General features: G+C 40.4%; 14 protein-coding genes and 1 pseudogene. 12 read left to right on the top strand and 3 right to left on the bottom strand.

Features of this window, described 5'->3' with window-relative positions; translation table 11 throughout:
• Window positions 1–27: 27 nt before the first annotated feature.
• The 7 genes from RB604_RS13535 to RB604_RS13565 all read left to right on the top strand — a co-directional run bounded on the left by RB604_RS13535 (window position 28) and on the right by RB604_RS13565 (window position 6,961).
• The gene (locus RB604_RS13535) at window positions 28–1,254 is read left to right on the top strand and encodes a glycosyltransferase family 4 protein (RefSeq protein WP_007480612.1); all 1,227 of its coding nucleotides are present in this window, start codon (window positions 28–30) and stop codon (window positions 1,252–1,254) included.
• On the top strand, window positions 1,251–2,378 hold the full coding sequence (locus RB604_RS13540; RefSeq protein WP_007480614.1) for a carboxylate--amine ligase: 1,128 nt from the start codon (window positions 1,251–1,253) through the stop codon (window positions 2,376–2,378). Before RB604_RS13535 ends, RB604_RS13540 begins: the two co-directional genes overlap by 4 nt.
• Before the next feature lie 11 nt (window positions 2,379–2,389).
• Window positions 2,390–3,043, top strand: coding sequence for a sugar transferase (locus tag RB604_RS13545; RefSeq protein WP_007480616.1), 654 nt, complete (start codon window positions 2,390–2,392; stop codon window positions 3,041–3,043).
• A 507-nt stretch (window positions 3,044–3,550) separates the two neighbouring features.
• Window positions 3,551–4,165: a hypothetical protein gene (locus RB604_RS13550; protein ID WP_147398878.1), complete on the top strand. Its 615-nt coding sequence runs from the start codon at window positions 3,551–3,553 to the stop codon at window positions 4,163–4,165.
• A 17-nt stretch (window positions 4,166–4,182) separates the two neighbouring features.
• The gene (locus RB604_RS13555) at window positions 4,183–5,565 is read left to right on the top strand and encodes a Tle-like phospholipase domain-containing protein (protein ID WP_007480619.1); all 1,383 of its coding nucleotides are present in this window, start codon (window positions 4,183–4,185) and stop codon (window positions 5,563–5,565) included.
• A gap of 690 nt (window positions 5,566–6,255) precedes the next feature.
• Window positions 6,256–6,738, top strand: a complete 483-nt coding sequence (locus RB604_RS13560) for an HU family DNA-binding protein (protein WP_007480622.1) — start codon at window positions 6,256–6,258, stop codon at window positions 6,736–6,738.
• Window positions 6,739–6,865: 127 nt separating this feature from the next.
• A complete protein-coding gene (locus tag RB604_RS13565) occupies window positions 6,866–6,961 on the top strand; it encodes a smalltalk protein (protein WP_007480625.1) in 96 nt (31 codons plus the stop codon).
• Between the two features lie 447 nt (window positions 6,962–7,408).
• Here the strand turns inward: RB604_RS13565 and RB604_RS13570 are convergent, their stop codons facing one another.
• The gene (locus RB604_RS13570) at window positions 7,409–8,575 is read right to left on the bottom strand and encodes a dicarboxylate/amino acid:cation symporter (RefSeq protein WP_005932668.1); all 1,167 of its coding nucleotides are present in this window, start codon (window positions 8,573–8,575) and stop codon (window positions 7,409–7,411) included.
• A 114-nt stretch (window positions 8,576–8,689) separates the two neighbouring features.
• On the opposite strand from RB604_RS13570, the gene gnd reads away from it, so the two are divergent.
• The 3 genes from gnd to pgl are packed head-to-tail and all read left to right on the top strand — an operon-like array spanning window position 8,690 to window position 12,426.
• Window positions 8,690–10,165 carry a decarboxylating NADP(+)-dependent phosphogluconate dehydrogenase gene (gene gnd / locus RB604_RS13575; protein ID WP_007480631.1) on the top strand — a complete coding sequence of 492 codons (1,476 nt, stop codon included), beginning with the start codon at window positions 8,690–8,692 and terminating at the stop codon, window positions 10,163–10,165.
• Between the two features lie 39 nt (window positions 10,166–10,204).
• A complete protein-coding gene (zwf, locus tag RB604_RS13580) occupies window positions 10,205–11,701 on the top strand; it encodes a glucose-6-phosphate dehydrogenase (RefSeq protein WP_044093992.1) in 1,497 nt (498 codons plus the stop codon).
• Window positions 11,698–12,426, top strand: a complete 729-nt coding sequence (gene pgl / locus RB604_RS13585) for a 6-phosphogluconolactonase (RefSeq protein WP_007480635.1) — start codon at window positions 11,698–11,700, stop codon at window positions 12,424–12,426. Before zwf ends, pgl begins: the two co-directional genes overlap by 4 nt.
• A gap of 59 nt (window positions 12,427–12,485) precedes the next feature.
• On the opposite strand, the gene RB604_RS13590 is transcribed toward pgl, so the two are convergent.
• Window positions 12,486–12,707 (bottom strand): hypothetical protein, encoded by a 222-nt coding sequence (locus tag RB604_RS13590; protein ID WP_005932658.1) that lies wholly within the window; start codon window positions 12,705–12,707, stop codon window positions 12,486–12,488.
• A 239-nt stretch (window positions 12,708–12,946) separates the two neighbouring features.
• On the opposite strand from RB604_RS13590, the pseudogene RB604_RS13595 reads away from it, so the two are divergent.
• A pseudogene (locus RB604_RS13595) lies at window positions 12,947–13,509 on the top strand (RimK-like ATPgrasp N-terminal domain-containing protein); the annotation flags it as partial.
• Between the two features lie 120 nt (window positions 13,510–13,629).
• On the opposite strand, the gene RB604_RS13600 reads toward RB604_RS13595, so the two are convergent.
• Window positions 13,630–15,426: a tetratricopeptide repeat protein gene (locus RB604_RS13600; protein ID WP_007480642.1), complete on the bottom strand. Its 1,797-nt coding sequence runs from the start codon at window positions 15,424–15,426 to the stop codon at window positions 13,630–13,632.
• A 322-nt stretch (window positions 15,427–15,748) separates the two neighbouring features.
• Here RB604_RS13600 and RB604_RS13605 point away from each other — a divergent pair, with 322 nt between their 5' ends.
• Window positions 15,749–19,540 carry a T9SS-dependent choice-of-anchor J family protein gene (locus RB604_RS13605; protein WP_007480644.1) on the top strand — a complete coding sequence of 1,264 codons (3,792 nt, stop codon included), beginning with the start codon at window positions 15,749–15,751 and terminating at the stop codon, window positions 19,538–19,540.
• Window positions 19,541–19,564 lie beyond the last annotated feature (24 nt).

A 19,564-nucleotide genomic window follows, 5' to 3' on the forward strand; every position in this document is an offset into this window, starting at 1 on the left:
AGAGAAAACAAATATTCCCCCAAAAAAATGAATGTACTTTTTTTGACAATGCTCGACAATATGGACATCAATCGCAGAGGCATCTATAATGATGTGATGCGAAGATTCCGTAACGATGGGCATAAGGTTTACATAGTCTGTACGGTGGAGCGAAAGATGGGGCAGAAGACCTATGTGAGCAAAGATGAGGATGTAAAGATCCTACATGTACGCACGTTGAACCTCCAGAAGACCAACATTGTGGAAAAGGGTATGGGGCAGCTGTCCATTGAAATGCTATTCAAGCGTGCTATAAAGAAGCACTTTGCTGGAGTGGATTTCGACCTGATACTCTACAGTACACCTCCGATTACTTTCCCGAAGGTGATAGAGTATGCAAAGAAAGTAAATCCAAAGGCAATGTCGTATCTGCTGCTGAAGGATATCTTCCCACAGAATGCAGTAGATATGGGTATGCTGAAAACAACGGGTGTGAAGGGATTACTCTATAAACTGTTCCGCAAGAAGGAGGAGAAACTTTATGAGTTGTCGGACTACATCGGCTGCATGAGCCCTGCCAATGTGCGATACGTGATAGAGCATAATCCGCAGGTGGATCCGAAGAAGGTGGAGATAGCGCCTAATTCACTGGAACTGGTTGAGGAGACTGAAGACCGGTTGCGAGTTGCGAGTTTAGGGTTTAGGGAGGAAATTCTCACGAAGTATGGTCTGCCGACAGACAAGCCGATACTGATCTATGGCGGTAACTTGGGTATTCCTCAGGGTATTCCGTTCCTGATAGAGTGTCTGGATGCGAATGCGGATAGAGAGGACTGCCACATACTAGTGGTGGGTGATGGCACATACTATCAGAAACTGGAGGGTTGGTATAAGGCTCGCAGGCCGAAGGGGGTAACTGTCATGAAAGGTTTGCCTAAGGTGGATTACGACAAAATAGTGCAGGCGTGTCAGGTGGGATTGATATTCCTCGATTACCGATTCACCATCCCGAACTTCCCAAGCCGTCTGCTTTCGTATCTGGAATATAAGATGCCTGTGATTTGTGCTACCGATCCGAATTGCGATATGGGTGCTATGGCCGAGGAGAATGGTTTTGGCTACTATGCTCCAAGTAATGATGTAAAGGCGGTAACGGAAACTATCGGTCGTATACTGGCATCAGATATGAAGGAGATGGGCGAGAAGGGATATGAGTTCCTGAAAAAGAATTTCTTGGTAGAAAATACTTATAACGCGATAATTAAGCATCTATGAATAAAGAATGTGATGTAATCTTGACCTACTGCTGGAATCGTGTGGGCTATACGATTTTGAAGTCGCTCCACCAGAAAGGACTGAAGGTGTGGGCTGTTGACACGAGCAAGAAGAATATCTGTTCGATGTCGAAGTTTTGCACGGGGAGTTTCACTTATCCCGATCCGTTCACCGAGGAGGAGGCATTCATCCGCGTGCTGAAGGAGAAGATATTGGAGCTGAAACCAAAGGTGCTGATGCCTACTCACGATGAGAGTGTGATAATCATGCGCCATCGTACGGAGTTTCCTGCCGACTTGATTATTCCGTATGAGAGCGATGAGAAGTTGTTGCTATTGGCTAACAAGGCTACAAGTACGGAGGTAGCTCGTAAAGCAGGTGTGTCGGTTCCGGAGGTTTATCATTCGGTTGGCGAGGTGAAGTGTTATCCTGTGGTGTTCAAGACCGTCATCGGCAATTCTGCCAAGGGTGTGTTTTTCCCTAAGAGCAAGGAGGAGTTACTGAAACTGATGGAGGAGCACAAGGATGAGGAGACGCTCCTGCAGGAATGGATTGGCGGCACGGACTATAGTGTGGATTGCGTGCGTTGGGATGGATTCTGCAAAACTTCAGTTTATCATGCCCTCGTGACCAAAACCGATGGTGGCGGCACTACGACCCAACGCGAGATAGTGGATATGCCGCAACTGGAGGCAGAGGCGATGAAACTGATGGAGGCGGTGGATTTTCATGGTGTGTGCGGTCTGGATTTCCGCTATGATCCGGAGAAGAACAAGATTGCTTACATTGAGACGAATGTCCGTTTTACGGGTGGTTTGGCTACTCCTGTGGCAGCAGGCTTTGACATCCCTTGGGTGATGTATAAGCTGGCTACGGAGGGCAAGTACGAGGAGCCTATCAATGTGCGTATCGGTACTCGCACGAAGTGGATATTGGGCGATGTGATTACGCTGGTAGGTCGCATTGTGAAACTGAAATGGAATCCTGCGGAGTTGTCGCGTGTATTTACGTTCCGTGGTTTTGATGCTTTCGATGACTTCTGCAAGGACGACAAGAAAGCCATCTTCGGAGAGTTCAGTTACTACTTCGAAAAGTTGGTGAAGAATGGAAAGTTGAATCCGTAAGAGAACAGAAAATGATACTAAAATGGTTATTTGACCGAATCATTGCTTTTTTCGGTTTGTTGTTTCTTTGGCCTGTGTTGCTCGTAGTGGCAATAATGGTGAAGGTGAAGATGTCTGGGGGACCGGCATTCTTTGTGCAGAAGCGTGTGGGCAAGGGTGGAAAGCTGTTTGACTGCCATAAGTTCCGCACGATGACGGTAAATCACAATGGCTCGACGGTGTCGGTGGCAGGTGACTCGCGCATCACTCCGTTTGGCGCGATTCTTCGACATTATAAGCTGGATGAGCTGCCTGGGCTGTGGGATGTGTTGATTGGCAACATGAGTTTTGTGGGCCCTCGTCCTGATGTTCCTGGGTATGCGGATAAGCTCGCTGGGGACGATCGGGATGTACTGAAACTTCGCCCTGGTATTACTGGTCCTGCAACTCTCAAGTATCGTTTAGAAGACGAAATGATATCTGATTATGTTGCTAAAAAACAGGCAGAAGGTGATATTCGCCCTATACAAGAGATTGCCACGGAGTACAATGATAACGTAATATACCCTGATAAGGTACGGCTCAACTGTTATTATTACCGTCAGTACTCTTTCATCAAAGATATCGAAATGATCTTTGCCACAGTATTTGGCTTCAAGGTGAAGTTTGCAGGTGAAGAGGTTTAACTTGAGATGATTGAATCAAATAATATCTTTTTTCAACTTGTATAGGTTTTTATCGGAACTAAAGAAAGTCTAACTGTTGCTCCGACTGAAAGGCAGTGGTCTTTTCTGTATGACATAGCAGAGAAACAGGCAATCGTAGGAATCATTTTTCCATAGAGTGTAGCGGACTACACAAGTCTTGTTCTAAAATTACAACTAATTTGTCAGTTGAATTCTCCAGAAGCAAATAAAAGAGCTTTCTGAAAAATTCTTTGGTATTGATCTGTGGGAGTTTCGGGAACATGTAGGAAATCGCTACTTGCTATGGCACGATGAGGACTTCAAAGCTTTTCACATAAAGAGTAATAATAACCCCAACGGTATCTTTTGGGATGTTATATACCGGTCGCATGTGAACCGACCGTTCAAAATGTGCATTACCGATAAGCGACAAGTTGATTGTACTGTTTTGGATTACATCTGAGATGTACCTGCAGATACTCGTTCAGTATTCATACCGCTTGAGAATTGATACATCTTTGCTTTACATTCAATGCGGTCGGCGAACCTGAGCTTCGTGTGATTCGTGCAAGAGCAAACCTCATGCCGGATTTATATTCGGAGGACTGTCAGAAGACATTTGAGAACGAACTGGCCTCTATAGAGGTTAGGTTTGAGGCTTGGATGATTCCGGCAGAAGCCCAACATTGTTGTATCAACAGAGAATGTGTTGTTCTTCTTTCTTGGATTGATCTATTAGGAAAGATAGAGGTTGCTTCTGAGCTTTCCGAGTTTATATTGGTAGGGGTTTATGAAAGGTTGAAGTATCAGATTAAACTTGCTGGTTATATGGATATTCCGTATAAGGAGACTTTAAGGTTTTTTATGAACCGGTTAGATTCTAAATCACCAATATTTGACAAACTTGTCTCCTGTTTCATCGTAGATACTGATGACCTTTTATACACACTCTATGTAATAGACAGTTTTAAAATAGTAGAAGCAAACCATCATGACCTGCTAAAAGAGCGTTGGCGAACTGAGAGTGATGCTTTTTGGATAAAGGTTAATCAGAAAAATCTTTGGCCTGATGACGTGGAGAAAATGATTCAGCGTTTAGGGTTTGTACCTGTTTATCATTGACATTACTTTTATACTATATGGATTATCCTATACTATCTTATCATTCTCATAGTTTTCTTGAGCAACTTAGACGTCATTTTCAGAATTTGGATACATTCCTAAATGAAATTTTGCCTATTGATGAGGAGAAATTCTATTTTCTTGATGAACATGATAATAGATTTATTCATGATGGTGTTGAGAATTTGCTAGAAAGACTTCGACAGAGGCTTGATCATCAGACGAAGGAGCGATATATTAATGAGGTATCTGAGATTCTTCATGTTTTAGATAAGTGTTTCTCTCTAGAAGGAAACTATGGCCCTTATGATTCACTGTCCGATTATGACAGAAAAAATCTTCAAAACTTGTTGTTCAATCGTATTGCTAAATTTTTAGGAAGACTGGGTAACGTCACGGTCTTAGAATTTTTGAGCTTTCACAACTCCATGATGCACATGTGGCAATCGATTGAAATGACAACCTACGGAGACTGGAGGTATTTTAATACTATAGTTAGTTTGTTCTCAAAAGGAAAGACCCTAATAAATGATGGTATAGATTACGGATTATTTGGAATTTTGCGTTTGTTGGATATCACGGATTCGCTTGCGGCTAAATTTCATGTTGTAGATTATATATCTGCTTTGAGTGGTTATCAGAGTTATCATATACCTCGTATTTTTTGGGAAACAAATCGGAAAAAGAAAATACATGCAATGGATACACTCCTTGATGGTATAAAATATGCAGATTTAGCCTATACGATTCCTGCTAAATCTGTGGATATTGCAAATGGAATATCTGCTGACGTCTATTTGGAACGTTATAAATTGGACTTTAAGAGCAAAGGCGGTATAGATATTTGTGGGAAGCAACATTTACCGGGAAACCTAAATACCTATGTGGCATACAGAGATGAAGATATCAATAAGGCTATATATGTTGGATTTGCAGGTACGGAAGATATTCATAACTTAATTACGGATCTAAGACAGTTTTTCTTTGGACCTGATAAAATTTACACACTGGCTCTTGGTATAGTTCAATCGGTATCAGATAGTCGTGCTAGAAGACATAAATTTAAAGATTTTCCAATTAATGTGTATGGCCATTCGTTGGGCGGTGGGTTGATGCAATATTCAATTGCAAATAGTACTGCGAACAACATTTTTGGTTATGGATATAACTCAGCAGGATTGGGAATAAAGACAATGAATAATTGCAGGTTTAACCATATTGATGACATTTCTCATCTATATCAACCAAATGATGTGATTTTCAAGATACCACTAACTTATCAGTTGGGAAGGGCTGTTAAGCTTTCTAATACATATCATGGTATTAAAAAAACGCATGGTCTTGATGTTATACGTAAAAGTGCAGAAAAATATGGTGATGAAATTGCGGATTTTAGATAATAAAATAACCCTAATGTCCGTAAGTGCTCATTGTATGGTTCTTGATATAGTTGCCCGGATTCCGGTTGATAAGTGTCTTCGGAACGTGTGGTGGATCGCTTTAAAGATGTGGATACCAAATATCTTCTCTACAGCGTTGAATTGGGTATACCGGCATATTCAAGAGTTGGATAAGCTTGATGCGTTCCCTATTTTGTTTGGAAACAGAAGAAAACGACCGTATAAAGTAAACATTGAATTCGTTCAATGCTTTCTTCCTTACTAAAAAGATTTAGATGACGTAAGGAATGCCGGATTACTCTGATGTGAATCATAGTAATTCTGCTTAATATTATTGTTTGTTTGTGCGGTCCTCCTTATATGAAGTCAGGTGTGGCTCAATTTTAAGGAGGACCTTTTCTTGAAAATCTAGTAATTCTTTTGTACTACATTTTTCATCTCAAGTGTAGTTGTAGCCAGATTTCCCCATTGTTAATGAGGAGAAGTCTGGCTCTTTTTTATGATTCCTATTAATGTATGCGCATTTATAAATCATTAATTAATAATACATTATAACTTTTCTGAGAAAAACTACCTTACAGCTCTTCTTTTCTTTTGCCATTTATTGATAAACCTCCATCTTTGCACTGTTGATCAACAAAATATGTGAATGAAAAAAACGATTAGTAACATTAAACGGAGGAATTAATTATGCCTTTATTTTACAAAGCGGTGCAATCACCGATAGCAAACAAAGCAGGAGCCAAATTGTGGCATTTGAATCTGGTGAAGGCCGGAGGTACAGTAGCTACCCAGCAATTGGCTGAGGTAATAGCAGAGAAGTCATCCCTTACAGCAGGTGATGTGCAGAACGTGGTACGCAACCTTATGTCTGTGATGCGTGAATATCTTTTGAACAGCCGTTCGGTACGTTTGGACGGTCTGGGTACGTTTACGATGAAAGCCTGCACAAGAGGGAAGGGGGTGGAAAGTGCCGATAAGGTAAGTCCGAATCAGATCACTGCTCTTAAATGTCGGTTTACTCCCGAATATACACGCCCGGCTGCCATTGGCACGACAAGGGCTTTGACGCAGGGGGTACAGTTTCTGCATGCCGATTTATTGAAAAATGACACTTCGGAAGAAGGACCGTCGGGAGGCGGTAGCGGAGAAGGAGAAGATCCGGCAGCTTGATGAAGTGACCGGCTGATGATTGAGAGTCGGAAATGACATGATTAAAGATTGAAAATGTACGTTTAAGGATTGACTGCGCAGTATCTGATTTTTTTTACAAGTAATAAACAACTAACGAATAAATAATATGAAGAAAACGATTTGGGATACAATTCTGAAAGTAGTGATAGCCGTGGCCAGTGCTTTGGCTGGTGTATTTGGCGGACAAGCTTTAATGGCTTAATAAATATTTTAAAGTAGAATAACTCTGGAGTCTCCCGATCGTTGCATGACGAATCGGGAGATTTTTGTTATAGGTGATAGAGGATATGGGTTGTTCTATTCCGGTTGACATCGCTTTGAAACATGTGTTACAGAAAAAAGCTGTTTATCTGAGCGTATTTTTTGCATAGTTATGAATTAAATCTTAGATGGATGTAAATCTGTTGAAAATAAAGAGGATACAAGTATAAATGGACAATTTGACACAACCTTTGGACTAAGTGGTATATGCGGTTACCCGATTTATTTTTAAGACGTGTACAAAGAGGTGCGCGTCTTTTATTTATGTTCGGATTGCATACCGGTTTAATACGTGCCGTAGCAGGTATATCTAAAGCTTGCAGTAGCAATGAAGAGAAAATTTTACAGGAACTGAAGAATCAGGGTATCTTTGATAGGATCGAATTCTTTATTTCTTCTCTTTTCCCATAATTTTGTCTATGATCAGCGCGATGGCACCATCACCCGTTACGTTGCAGGCTGTACCGAAACTATCCATTGCGATGTATAATGCAATCATCAATGCTTGCGCAGATTCATCAAAACCTAACATCGACTGTAGGATGCCTAAAGAGGCCATAATGGCACCGCCCGGAACACCCGGAGCAGCTATCATGGTGATGCCCAACATAAAGATGAATCCGGAGAAGAGGGAAAAATCGAAGGGCATACCTTGCATTATCATCAAGGCAAGTGCACAGGCTACAATTTTCAGTGTACTGCCGGAAAGATGAATGGTGGCACAAAGGGGGATGACGAAACCGGCAATATCGGCTGATACTCCGTTTTTTTTAGTTTGTTCCAATGTGACAGGGATAGTGGCAGCTGATGACTGGGTACCTAATGCCGTAAAATAGGCGGGTAACATTCGGGTTAATAACTTGAAGGGATTGCGTTGAACGAACAAAGCAGCGATGCAATATTGGAAAATCAGTAAAAAGACATGTAAGACGAAAATGACTCCTATGATCTTGATGAACACCATCAGAATGGAGAAGACTTGTCCGGAGTGTGTCATGTTAAGAAAAATGCCAAAAATATAGAGAGGTAACAAGGGGAGGATAACGGCACTGATCATGCGGACAATGATCTCTTGAAAATCGCGTGCGGCATTTTTTAAGGAGTCGCTATGCAGGGTGGCTAATCCGAGTCCTAACGTAAAAGCAAGTATAAGTGAGGTCATTACGTTCATTAACGGTGGGATGGAGATGGAAAAGAAAGGCAGGATGCCTTGTGCTTCACTGATTTCTTCGAGCGGCCTGCCCGGTTCTATTAAAGACGGAAATAAGGTGGCACCGGTGAAATAAGAGAGGAAACCGGAGAATAAGGTTGCACCATAGGCTATCAGTGCAGTGACAAGCAGCATTTTACCGGCTCCTTTGCCAATGTCGGCAATGGCAACGGTGACGAGCCCCAGAATGATAAGTGGAATAGAGAAATTAAGGAATTCACTGAAGATGCCGTTGAACGTTACAAATATACGAACCAGCGAAGCTGGAAAGAAATGTCCGACTGCGATTCCTAACAAAATGGCAATAATTATACGGGGCAACAGGCCGATATGGATTTTCTTCATAATCGAAACTTAATTTATTTGCTACAAAAGTAGCATTTTTTCTGTAAATAGACGAACAAATTCTTCTTGTGCGTGTTATATGAATAAACAAGTAAATAGATAAATATTACAATTATGTCAATACAGAATAAAACGGATGTTGGGCTAATAGGATTGGCTGTAATGGGTGAGAATTTAGCCTTAAACATGGCAAGTAAGGGATGGAAAGTTTCGGTGTACAACCGTACGGTGCCGGGAGTAGAAGAAGGGGTAGTGGAACGTTTTATCAATGGACGGGCCAAAGGCTTGAATATTGAAGGATTTACGGATATTGCCGATTTTGTCAACTCTATCGCCTTACCTCGTAAAATAATGATGATGGTTCGTGCAGGAAGTGCTGTAGATGAACTTATGGAACAACTTTTCCCTTTACTTTCTCCGGGTGATATCTTGATTGATGGCGGTAATTCTAATTTTGAAGATACAAACCGTCGTGTAACGTTGGCTGAATCGAAAGGTTTTCTTTTCGTGGGTAGCGGTGTGTCGGGTGGTGAAGAAGGAGCCTTGAATGGTGCTTCCATTATGCCCGGCGGTTCGGTGGCTGCCTGGCCGGAGGTTAAGCCTATTTTACAGAGTATAGCAGCAAAGGCTCCCGACGGAACGCCTTGTTGTGAGTGGATCGGCCCGGCAGGTTCGGGGCATTTTGTGAAAATGATACATAATGGCATTGAATATGGAGATATGCAGCTTATTGCCGAAGCATATTGGGTGATGAAGAACTTGCTTGATCTGACCAATGAAGATATGGCGGATGTTTTCTCCCGTTGGAATGAAGGGAAGCTTCGCAGTTATCTGATAGAAATTACAGCGAACATCTTGCGCCACAAAGATAAGGCAGGAGGCTATTTGCTGGATAAAATTCTGGATGCTGCCGGGCAGAAAGGTACGGGAAAATGGTCTGTTATTAATGCTATGGAGTTAGGGATGCCGTTGGGGCTGATTGCTACGGCGGTATTTGAGCGTAGTTTGTCGGCACAAAAAGATTTGCGTGAGGCTGCTTCACGTCAGTTCCAGTGTAAACATTCGCTGGCAGTTTATAATAAACCGGAAATGATAAAGGACATTTTTGCTGCATTGTATGCATCTAAACTGGTATCGTATGCACAAGGATTTGCGGTATTACAGCGCGCTTCCGATGCTTTCGGGTGGAAACTCGATCTGGCGTCTATTGCTCGTATGTGGCGTGGCGGATGCATCATCCGTAGTGTTTTCCTGAACGATATTGCCGCCGCTTTTGAAGCGAAAGATAAGCCGAAACATCTGTTGCTGGCACCATATTTCCGTGATGAAATTAAGGAGTTGCTACCCGGATGGAAAAATCTGGTGGCACAAGCAATGCGTGAGGAACTTCCGGTTCCGGCATTCTCTTCGGCATTGAACTATTTCTACTCATTGGTGTCTGCTAATTTGCCTGCGAATATGATTCAGGCGCAGCGCGATTATTTTGGCGCTCATACCTTTGAACGAAAAGATGAACTCCGGGGCCAATTCTTCCATGAAAATTGGACGGGACACGGTGGTGATACGAAGTCGGGTACTTACAACAATTAGTGATAAGTGGTTTAGTGATTAGTGATAAAAATAGAAATGATGGATAAATTCGTAATGATAATATTTGGAGCTTCGGGCGATCTTACCAAACGTAAATTGATGCCTGCTCTATATTCCTTATACAGGGACAAGCGTCTAAAAGGAGGTTTTTCTGTAATAGGAGTGGGGCGTACCGTTTACTCGGATGCTGATTACCGGGCTTATATTTATACAGAGTTGGAACAGTTTGTGAAACCCGACGAACAGGATAAAGAACTGATGGATGGTTTTACACAGCATCTCTATTATTTGCCGATTGATCCTGCTATAGAAGCGGGGTATGTGCGGCTTCGGGAACGTTTGCAAGAGATTACCGATGAGAAAGAACCGGATAATCTGTTGTTTTATCTGGCTACGCCCCCTTCTCTCTACGGGGTGATTCCTTTGCATTTGAAGAAAGCGCATCTTAATCGCGGACGCGCTCGGATTATTGTAGAAAAGCCGTTTGGATACGATCTTTATTCGGCGGAAGAACTGAACCGGATTTATGCTTCTGTTTTTGAGGAACATCAGATTTATCGTATTGATCATTTTCTGGGAAAGGAAACGGCACAGAATCTTTTGGCTTTCCGTTTTGCCAATGGCATATTCGAACCTTTGTGGAATCGTAACTACATTGATTATATAGAGGTGACGGCTGTCGAGAATTTAGGTATCGAACAGCGTGGCGGTTTCTATGATACGGCCGGTGCCTTGCGCGATATGGTACAGAACCATCTTATACAACTTGTGGCTTTGACGGCAATGGAACCTCCTGCCGTGTTCAATGCCGATACTTTCCGGAATGAAGTGGTAAAGGTGTACGAATCTTTAACACCGCTGACCGAAGAGGATTTTGAAGAGCATATTGTCCGTGGGCAATATACGGCTTCCGGCAGTAAGAAGGGATATAGGGAGGAGAAGAATGTGAGTCCGGAATCACGTACCGAAACTTATATTGCCATGAAACTGGGTATCAGTAACTGGCGTTGGAGCGGCGTTCCTTTTTATATTCGCACCGGTAAGCAGATGCCGACAAAAGTGACGGAGATAGTGGTACACTTCCGTGAAACACCGCATCAGATGTTTCATTGTGCGGGAGGTAACTGTCCCCGTGCCAATAAACTTATTTTGCGTTTGCAACCGAATGAAGGTATCGTATTGAAGATTGGAATGAAAGTGCCCGGTGCCGGATTTGAAGTGAAGCAGGTAACAATGGATTTCAGCTATGACCAGCTCGGCGGTGTTCCCAGTGGAGATGCTTATGCACGGCTGATTGATGACTGTATTCAGGGAGATCCCACTCTCTTTACCCGAAGTGATGCCGTTGAAGCTTCCTGGCGTTTTTTCGATCCGATTCTCAAATATTGGAAAGAACATCCCGATGCACCGCTCTATGGTTATCCTGCCGGCACATGGGGGCCTCTTGAAAGTGAAGCCATGATGCATGAGCATGGTGCGGAATGGACTAACCCTTGTAAAAATTTGACAAACACAGACCAATATTGTGAATTATGAAACCTTTTATATATCCTTCGTCCATGGAGACGGCACGCGCATTGATTCTTCATCTGATAAAGATAATGATAGATGAACCCGGCAAGACTTTTAATTTTGCCTTTAGCGGTGGAAGTACTCCTGCACTGATGTTTGACTTGTGGGCAAACGAATATAGCGATATTACTCCGTGGACGAGAATGAGAGTTTATTTTGTAGATGAACGATGTGTTCCTCCTGAGAATTCGGACAGTAATTATGGAATGATGCGTTCATTATTGGTGGGTGTGGTACCTATTCCTTATGAAAACGTATTTCGTATTAAGGGAGAAGAAAGACCGGAAAAAGAAGCGGTCCGTTATTCTCGTATGGTAGAGAATAACGTAGCGATGAAAGACGGTTGGCCTGTGTTTGATGTGGTATTATTGGGAGCAGGAGGGGATGGACATACTTCGTCTATTTTTCCGGGACAGGAGAGTCTGTTGTCTTCTGATAAAATATATGAAGTGAGCTATAACCCGAATAACGGGCAGAAACGTATAGCAATGACGGGATGTCCGATAATAAACGCGCAGCGTGTCATTTTCCTGATTACCGGCAAAAGTAAAGCCGATGTTGTAGAGGAGATGTGTACTTCCGGTGATACCGGACCTGCTGCGTATATAGCTCATCATGCCGAAAACGTAGAGTTGTTTTTGGATGATTATGCCGCATCGAAAATAGATGAGGAGGAAATATCAGATTAATAAAGCCGGCTAAAGGGTGCTCTCTACGAGCTCCCTGTTTACTTCCGGCTTTTTAATCTTTACAGATCAGTTTCTTCTATCTTTTGAATTATATATTTTCCTTTCTTGTCTTTATGACAGTAGCAAACATAGTAATTGGGATCTTTTACTTTGTCATTCAAATTTTGAGGTAATTCAATTTCTTTTGTCTCTCTATTGATAGCAACTAAAGCTATAACAATTCCCTCTTCTTCACATTTCTTAATCAGAGTATCATTCAGAATTAGTTCTTCTTCATCCATTTCGTATGCATTTAGTGTGTGCAAAGGTAATGTTATAATAATAATATTGTACTTTTTTTATGAGATTTTTATTCATTTTGCAGCATATTTCTTGTCTCCGATGCCGAATGCAGAACGAGAAACCTGTTTGTTTTGAGGGAGGGGGAAGAGTGGCTTGATTATCTATGAAAATAATTATTTCCTGTTTCCTTTTTTACATGGGTTATTTGATTACTTTTACGCGATTTGTAGACGATGAAATGAATAATGTACTTGTTTTAGTGGACAGCTTGGCCGATTGGAAACCTTATTCCAAAACGAACAGCATTTTGACAGTTTCCGATTATCTGAAGTATAAACCTCAAGGTAAAGATCGTAAACTGGTTATTAACTTGAGTAACGATTACAGTTACAATTCAGAAGGTTATTATAGCTCATTGCTGGCACAGACACGGGGGCATAAAGTAATTCCCATAGTGGACATTATTAATAAAGTAGAGGCAGGAACGGGGATTCGCATGGATAGTAACCTTCAAAAGATTTGCTATCAATGGATACAAAAAAATAATATAAGAGAAAATATCTGGTACTTGAATGTATATTTCGGTACTTGTAAAGAGAAAGGGGTGGAACGTATTGCCCGTTTTATTTTCGAGAATTATCATGCACCTTTATAAAGGTGGCTATGAATACCCATTCCAAAAATCAAATAGAAAATATTCAGTTTTTATCTTTGAATCAGTTGAGTGTGGAAGAGGAAGATCATTTTGCAGATGCTCTTGACCTGTTTAGCAAAAGAGTATGGTGTGCACCGCAAATAGCTGATATTCCGGATATTATGATTATTGAACAGATTTATCATGATGGAGCGGATGCTTTATACATGCAGTTGTCTCTGAGCTGAACGCTTGTTTGGACTCATTATGTACAATAGGAAAGAGGGTCAAAAGCTCATTAGAAATTTTTGAAGATCTTCTGTCTGGTCGATTTGTAATTTCTTGCGCAGACGATTGCGGGCCGACTCTACACTGCGCACTTCCTTGAAAGTTATATCGGCAATTTCTTTGGTGGACAGGCCTAACCTGAGTAATGCGCATAAACGCATTTCTTTCATTGTGAGGTTAGGGTATTTTTCATTCAGGTTTTCATAAAAATGGTGATGGATACTTTCGAAAGAGTCGCGAAAATCTTGTAATACATTACTACTGTCGAGCAGATTCAGTTGCGAAATGATATCTCGTATCTGTTTCTTGACTTGAATTTCTTTAGGGTTCATATCCAGTAAAAGTTGTTTCAGTCGGTCGGTCAGTTGGGCTATAAATTCTTTATTCTTGGTATCTTGCAGTGAATAATAGATTTGTTTACGTTCATTTTGTTCCAGTTCCAGTTTCAATTTTTCCTGTTCATTTAATAAAGAAATAATTTTTTCTTCTTGACGTTCCATCTGTCCGCGTTTTTGTTGGACATAATGATATAGTGTCTTTTTGGTTTTCTTTTTCGTTTTTGACAGCCTGTAATTTATCCATCCTGCGATTAATAACAATATGATAATGACACAAGCCGTTATAATATAGATCTTTTGCATTGTTACGTCATGAACATTCTCTATTTGGATGAGTTTCTCTTGTAATGCTCGTTCTTCATTGTATGCAGTAGATAAGCTTTTGGTCCTTTTTTCTTCATCTATTTTGTATATGGAATCTTTTAAAACTGTCGATTGTTTCAGCATGGCGAATGCCGTATGGTATTGTTTCTCTTTAGCATAGCAATCGGAAAGCTCTATTAATAGGGTTGTCTTATCCATGATATTATTATGCTCTTCGGACAATGCAAGTGCTTTTTTCAAATACTCAATTGCCAGTTCTTTACGATCCATCGCTTTGTATATGTTATGCATGATTTGGTATGTTCCTGCCAGATAGTATTCTTGATGGTGCTTTATCTGATATTTCTCTACCTGTTTCAATATTTGAAGGGCTAATCTGGTTTCTTTTTGTTTTAAGTAGATAGAACCGATATTTCGTTGTATTAATATCACCATATCGGAGTCGTTGACTGCGTCCAGTTGATGCATGGCTAAAAAGGCATATTCGAGTGCTTTGGTATAATTTTCTCTTTTGGCGTAGTTGACTGAAAGATTATTGTAATTGACAAATAGTTTTTGCGGGTTTTTGAATTCTTCGTTAATAACAATGGCCTTTTTAAACAGCGAGTCAGATTCGCTGTACTTTTTTTGTGCTTGTAATATGGAAGCAATATTATTGCAAAGTATGGCTTCCTCTTCTTTACAATTATTTTCTTGGGAAAAATCGAGTGCTTTTGAATAGTAGTTCATCGCCAGGTCAGGCAATCCCATACAATTGTATACAAAACCGATCTGATTCATGATGTGGATATAGGTGACAAGTGAGTTTTGTGGTATTTTGGGATATATATCTTTTATGACGGACAGGCAATAACTCAAATATTTGCTTGCTTCTTCTCTGTGATTGGTGTTACACAGCGATAATCCGGTTTGAAATATGATTTCAAAGAACTGTTGATCCGAGTGTGTGGCATGGGTCAGGGAGTCTATTCTTTTTGCCAATATGGTATCGGTGAAGTATGGTTGCAAAGCAATCTCCTTTGATTGACTTAAAATATTCTCGATCCCTTTGGTAGGCATAGCGGTGGATTGCGGGAATATTTCTCCAATTAAACAATGTATAAATAGTGCGATCAAAAGAATTTTACGTATCATGTTTCTTTGTTTTGTATTTATTGCAAAGATAATTATATGTTCCATCTTAAACAATATTCACGTTTATTTTTAAAGGTTGCGTTTAAAAATAACTTTATGACAATGAAAAAACTCTTTTTGAAAAAGAAAAATATTTTATTGTGTATCAGTTTTTTAATTAAATGTGCCGTAGTATATTTTTTCTTAAATAAAATAGTAAAGTAGTTTATGCAGGGAAAAATATTATGATAATAAATCAAAAATCGCTCATTTTGTCATCGTGAACGTTAGATGGCGCCGGAGCGTGTCAGATAGCAATTATTAATCCTCAAATACAATTCAAATGAAAAAAGTATTACTATTTGTGCATTTCATTTTGATTGCTGTAGTTACAATGCATGCACAATCATTAAATGAAGACTTTGAGAGTGATAAATTTCCGCCTGAAGGTTGGACAACACGCTTTATTGATTATCCTTCATTAACGAATTTTCCTGCATGGAAACAAATGGAACCGAATGATTCTTATTTGACAGGGTATAAAGGTGGAAAAGCCGCTTTTTCTCAGAGTTCCGGATTCGGAATGTCGGCTGCATGGACCAGTTCATGGTTGATCACCCCGCAAATTACAATTGATGAAAACGATTATCTTAGTTTCATGTTGGGAGCTAATGCGGCATTTAATGGTCTTGCTACGACTGTAGAACCTTACAAATTACGAGTGATGGTGTCCACTACTGCCACAGATTCAATCTGTTTTACAGATACGGTTTTTCAGATTGCTCCCAAAAATGTGTTACTTTGGGGCAATTATACCATAGATATGAGAAAATATGCCGGTAAAAAGGTATATATTGCATTTTGGAATTTCGGACATACTCCGAGTATAGCAGGTGCTTTCCTTGCTAATAGAATGTATTTGGATCACGTGAGGATCACCCAAACTCCTTCGCCGGATGTGGCTCTTTTTTCAGTTGGTGGAGTTGCAGATGGGTGTCAGTTGGAACAAACTTTAAAGGCAGCTATTAAAAATACCGGCTTTGTGTCTTCTTCTTATAAGTTGTGTTATCAGGTTGACGATAATCCGATTGTAAGGGAGAATATAAATGAAGCGTTGAATAGTGGTGAGGAGAAAGAATACATTTTCAATGAAAAGGTGAAACTTACTGAGCCACGCCAGAATATGGATAGTGTTTACAATATTAAAGTGTGGGTAGAGGCACCGAATGATGCAAACTTGTATAATGATACGTTGGCTACTGCAGTCACTATTGTTGGTTCTATGGAATATCCATATAAGATGAATACGGAAAATGCTCCGAAATTTTTCCGCAGTTCTACTTCTGTAGGCAGACAGAATGCTTATTGGAAGTGGTTTAGTGTGGCCGAAGGCGGAGAAGATAGCTGGCTGTTTTCTCCATATCAGAGCAAAACGAGTATTTTGGCAAGTAATTGCATCGTATTGCCCAAAGGACAGGTGCGTATTAATTTTGAATATAAATGTGCTTCTGGTTTTAAAGCGACGGCTTCTCTTGGTAATTTCAATTATTCTGATTATGAACCGATCGGTATATCCGAAGAGATTCCTGCTTCAGCTTATGAATGGGCTAAAGGAGGATTGACGGTCGATGTGAAGGAATTAGGCAAATATTCATTGGGATTAATGGTAAACGTTGCCACTTCACAACTTCTGATGCGTAATATAGAAATATGTGATCCTTACAATGATGTGGCTATCAAAGTGATAACCTCTCCTTATGCCAATGCAATGATGAGAAATAATTCGGTAACAGTGGCTGCCGTATTTAAGAATATCGGTAAGGATGACTTGCAGAATGTGCCTGTTCATTATCAGTTCAAGAATGGGAAAGTGGTTGACGGAGTAATTGCTTCACTCCCTTTAGGTGAAGAGGTGAGTTATACTTTCGATACTAAAGCTGATTTTAGTGAATTAGGAACAAATGAATTAAAAGTATGGAGTGCATTGCAATCGGACGGAGATAAAAGTAATGATGAAGCAACTACTACGGTTGAAGTTTATGAGGCATTCGGTTTCCCCTACAAGATGAGTTTTGAACAGGATGAAAGCTGGAAAAGCTGGATCACTTACAATTCTGAAAAGGATATTGTATATTGGGATGTGATGCAAGTTGTCAGTGGAAACACCAACTATGCTAAAGAGGGACTATATGCAGCTTATATCAATTCTTTCAGTGGAGTGACTCATGACGACTGGTTGATTTCTCCGGCTATTACATTACCTAAAGGCAAAGTACGTCTTTCTTTCTATTATACTACTCTATATGCATCGGGTACTTCTAATCTGAAAGTTTATTTGGGGAAAACGGACTATTATGCTGATTTCAAGAAAAGTACACCCTCTATTACGCTTCCGGTCGATAATACTAAATATTATCGTCAAGGATATATTTTACTTGATGTAGAAGAAGCCGGTAATTATTATCTTGCATTTTATAATGATGGTAGTGGTCGGGATATTATTCTGGATGATGTACGTTTAGATGATGCTGACGATATGGCAATTGAGAGTATTGTTTCCTCTGCCCAGAACGGATTCTATTTAAATAATGCGGAGGTTACCATTTCTTTTATGAATCATGGATCGAAAACAAAAACAAATATTCCGTTAAGTTATACTGTTTATAAGGATGGTACGGAAAGTAGCAATGTTGCTCAAACTGTCACAGAGATTTATACTGGGAGTATTGAGCCGGGGGCAACAGTAAAATATGCATTTAATGAAAAAGCTGATATTTCTACTCCAGGCACTTATTCATTATGTGGCGAAGTCAAAGATGCGTCTGATAGTGATGATTATAATAATAAAGTATTTTCATCGACTGTCATAAATCACTACAAGGCGGCAACGATTCCTTATGTAGGTGATCTTGAAACGGATTTAGAGCGTACTCAGTGGAAATTTGAAGGTGGATGGGCTACGGGAAACAATTTTACCGGTGCTAACTCATCTTATTCCGGTAAGGGCGGTATACGCCACACTGGTGCTGCTGGTAAAGATGGAGATTGGGCATTCTCAGGATGTATTGAAATCCCGGCCGGGACTTATGATTTTGCATTCTTCTATCGTACTTGGTTGATAGTCAGCGGTAATCCGACACCGGAAAAGAACGGACAGAGCTTTGAAATATTCTTGGGTAATTCTCCTGTTGCCGATGCTATGAATATGTCTGTATATAAAGTGGAAAATGCTCTTGTTCCCGGAAGACAGTATCAAAAAGTTGTGAATACGATCACTATTCCTCAAGATGGACATTACTATATCGGAGTGAAATGTACAACGACGAATACGATGAGTAGTGCTATTTTTATGGATTATTTTACGATCAAAGTTCCTGTTACTACTGGACTGAGTATAGAGACAGATCCGTATGTCGCTGATTTTGCTAACAGAGAAAGTGAATGGTATCATTATAATCCTTCGGAGAGCCATTTTGAACAATGGACTGTTGCAAAAATCGGTGATGAAACTTTCATGAAGACACAAGTCACCAGAGATGATGCAGGTTTGGGGCTTACTTATAAACCGTGTCCGGGAGCTTATGTTGCTCCGGTTATGAGCTTAAAGAAAGGGGACATTATTAAAGCTACTTTTGATTACAGTATCATTATTAAAGCTTCTGCACCGGAAAGTATGGAACAATACATCAGACTTTATATGGCAGATAAAGATATGCCCGATGCCTTTACGACTTTGGTGGCAAGCGGTGATGATAATTCCGGTGATAGGGCTACTGCAAGCGGGAGTATAACGATACAGGCTGACGGACTTTACTATTTCGGCTATCTGGTAGAGACTCCGGTTAGTACACAGGCTTTCAATCTGTATTCTACTAAAATAGAAAAGACCGGAACAGATCCGAATGTAGGCATGCAAAATACAGAAGCGGAAGAAAGCGGATATTATGTAGCCGGACATACTCTTTGCCTGGCGGGTGATTATCAAACCGTTCGTATTTACAATGAAAACGGGCAACTGGTTCTTCATACCGGAAATACAGATAGAATTGAATTGGATACTTATGAAAGTGGTGTATATATTCTCTCTCTAACTTCCGGGTCTGTAACAAAGACTGGCAAGTTTATTGTCAAATAACTAACATTTTGTTTCTACAAGGGG

This window comes from Bacteroides salyersiae (assembly GCF_031172035.1).
GTDB lineage: Bacteria > Bacteroidota > Bacteroidia > Bacteroidales > Bacteroidaceae > Bacteroides > Bacteroides salyersiae.

Excerpts from the sequence above, each read along its gene's own strand:
- RB604_RS13535 (WP_007480612.1), top strand. The coding sequence starts at position 28 with ATGAATGTACTTTTTTTGACAATGCTCGACAATATGGACATCAATCGC.
- RB604_RS13540 (WP_007480614.1), top strand. The coding sequence starts at position 1,251 with ATGAATAAAGAATGTGATGTAATCTTGACCTACTGCTGGAATCGTGTG.
- RB604_RS13545 (WP_007480616.1), top strand. The coding sequence starts at position 2,390 with ATGATACTAAAATGGTTATTTGACCGAATCATTGCTTTTTTCGGTTTG.
- RB604_RS13555 (WP_007480619.1), top strand. The coding sequence starts at position 4,183 with ATGGATTATCCTATACTATCTTATCATTCTCATAGTTTTCTTGAGCAA.
- RB604_RS13560 (WP_007480622.1), top strand. The coding sequence starts at position 6,256 with ATGCCTTTATTTTACAAAGCGGTGCAATCACCGATAGCAAACAAAGCA.
- RB604_RS13565 (WP_007480625.1), top strand. The coding sequence starts at position 6,866 with ATGAAGAAAACGATTTGGGATACAATTCTGAAAGTAGTGATAGCCGTG.
- RB604_RS13570 (WP_005932668.1), bottom strand. The coding sequence starts at position 8,575 with ATGAAGAAAATCCATATCGGCCTGTTGCCCCGTATAATTATTGCCATT.
- gnd (WP_007480631.1), top strand. The coding sequence starts at position 8,690 with ATGTCAATACAGAATAAAACGGATGTTGGGCTAATAGGATTGGCTGTA.
- zwf (WP_044093992.1), top strand. The coding sequence starts at position 10,205 with ATGGATAAATTCGTAATGATAATATTTGGAGCTTCGGGCGATCTTACC.
- pgl (WP_007480635.1), top strand. The coding sequence starts at position 11,698 with ATGAAACCTTTTATATATCCTTCGTCCATGGAGACGGCACGCGCATTG.
- RB604_RS13590 (WP_005932658.1), bottom strand. The coding sequence starts at position 12,707 with ATGGATGAAGAAGAACTAATTCTGAATGATACTCTGATTAAGAAATGT.
- RB604_RS13600 (WP_007480642.1), bottom strand. The coding sequence starts at position 15,426 with ATGATACGTAAAATTCTTTTGATCGCACTATTTATACATTGTTTAATT.
- RB604_RS13605 (WP_007480644.1), top strand. The coding sequence starts at position 15,749 with ATGAAAAAAGTATTACTATTTGTGCATTTCATTTTGATTGCTGTAGTT.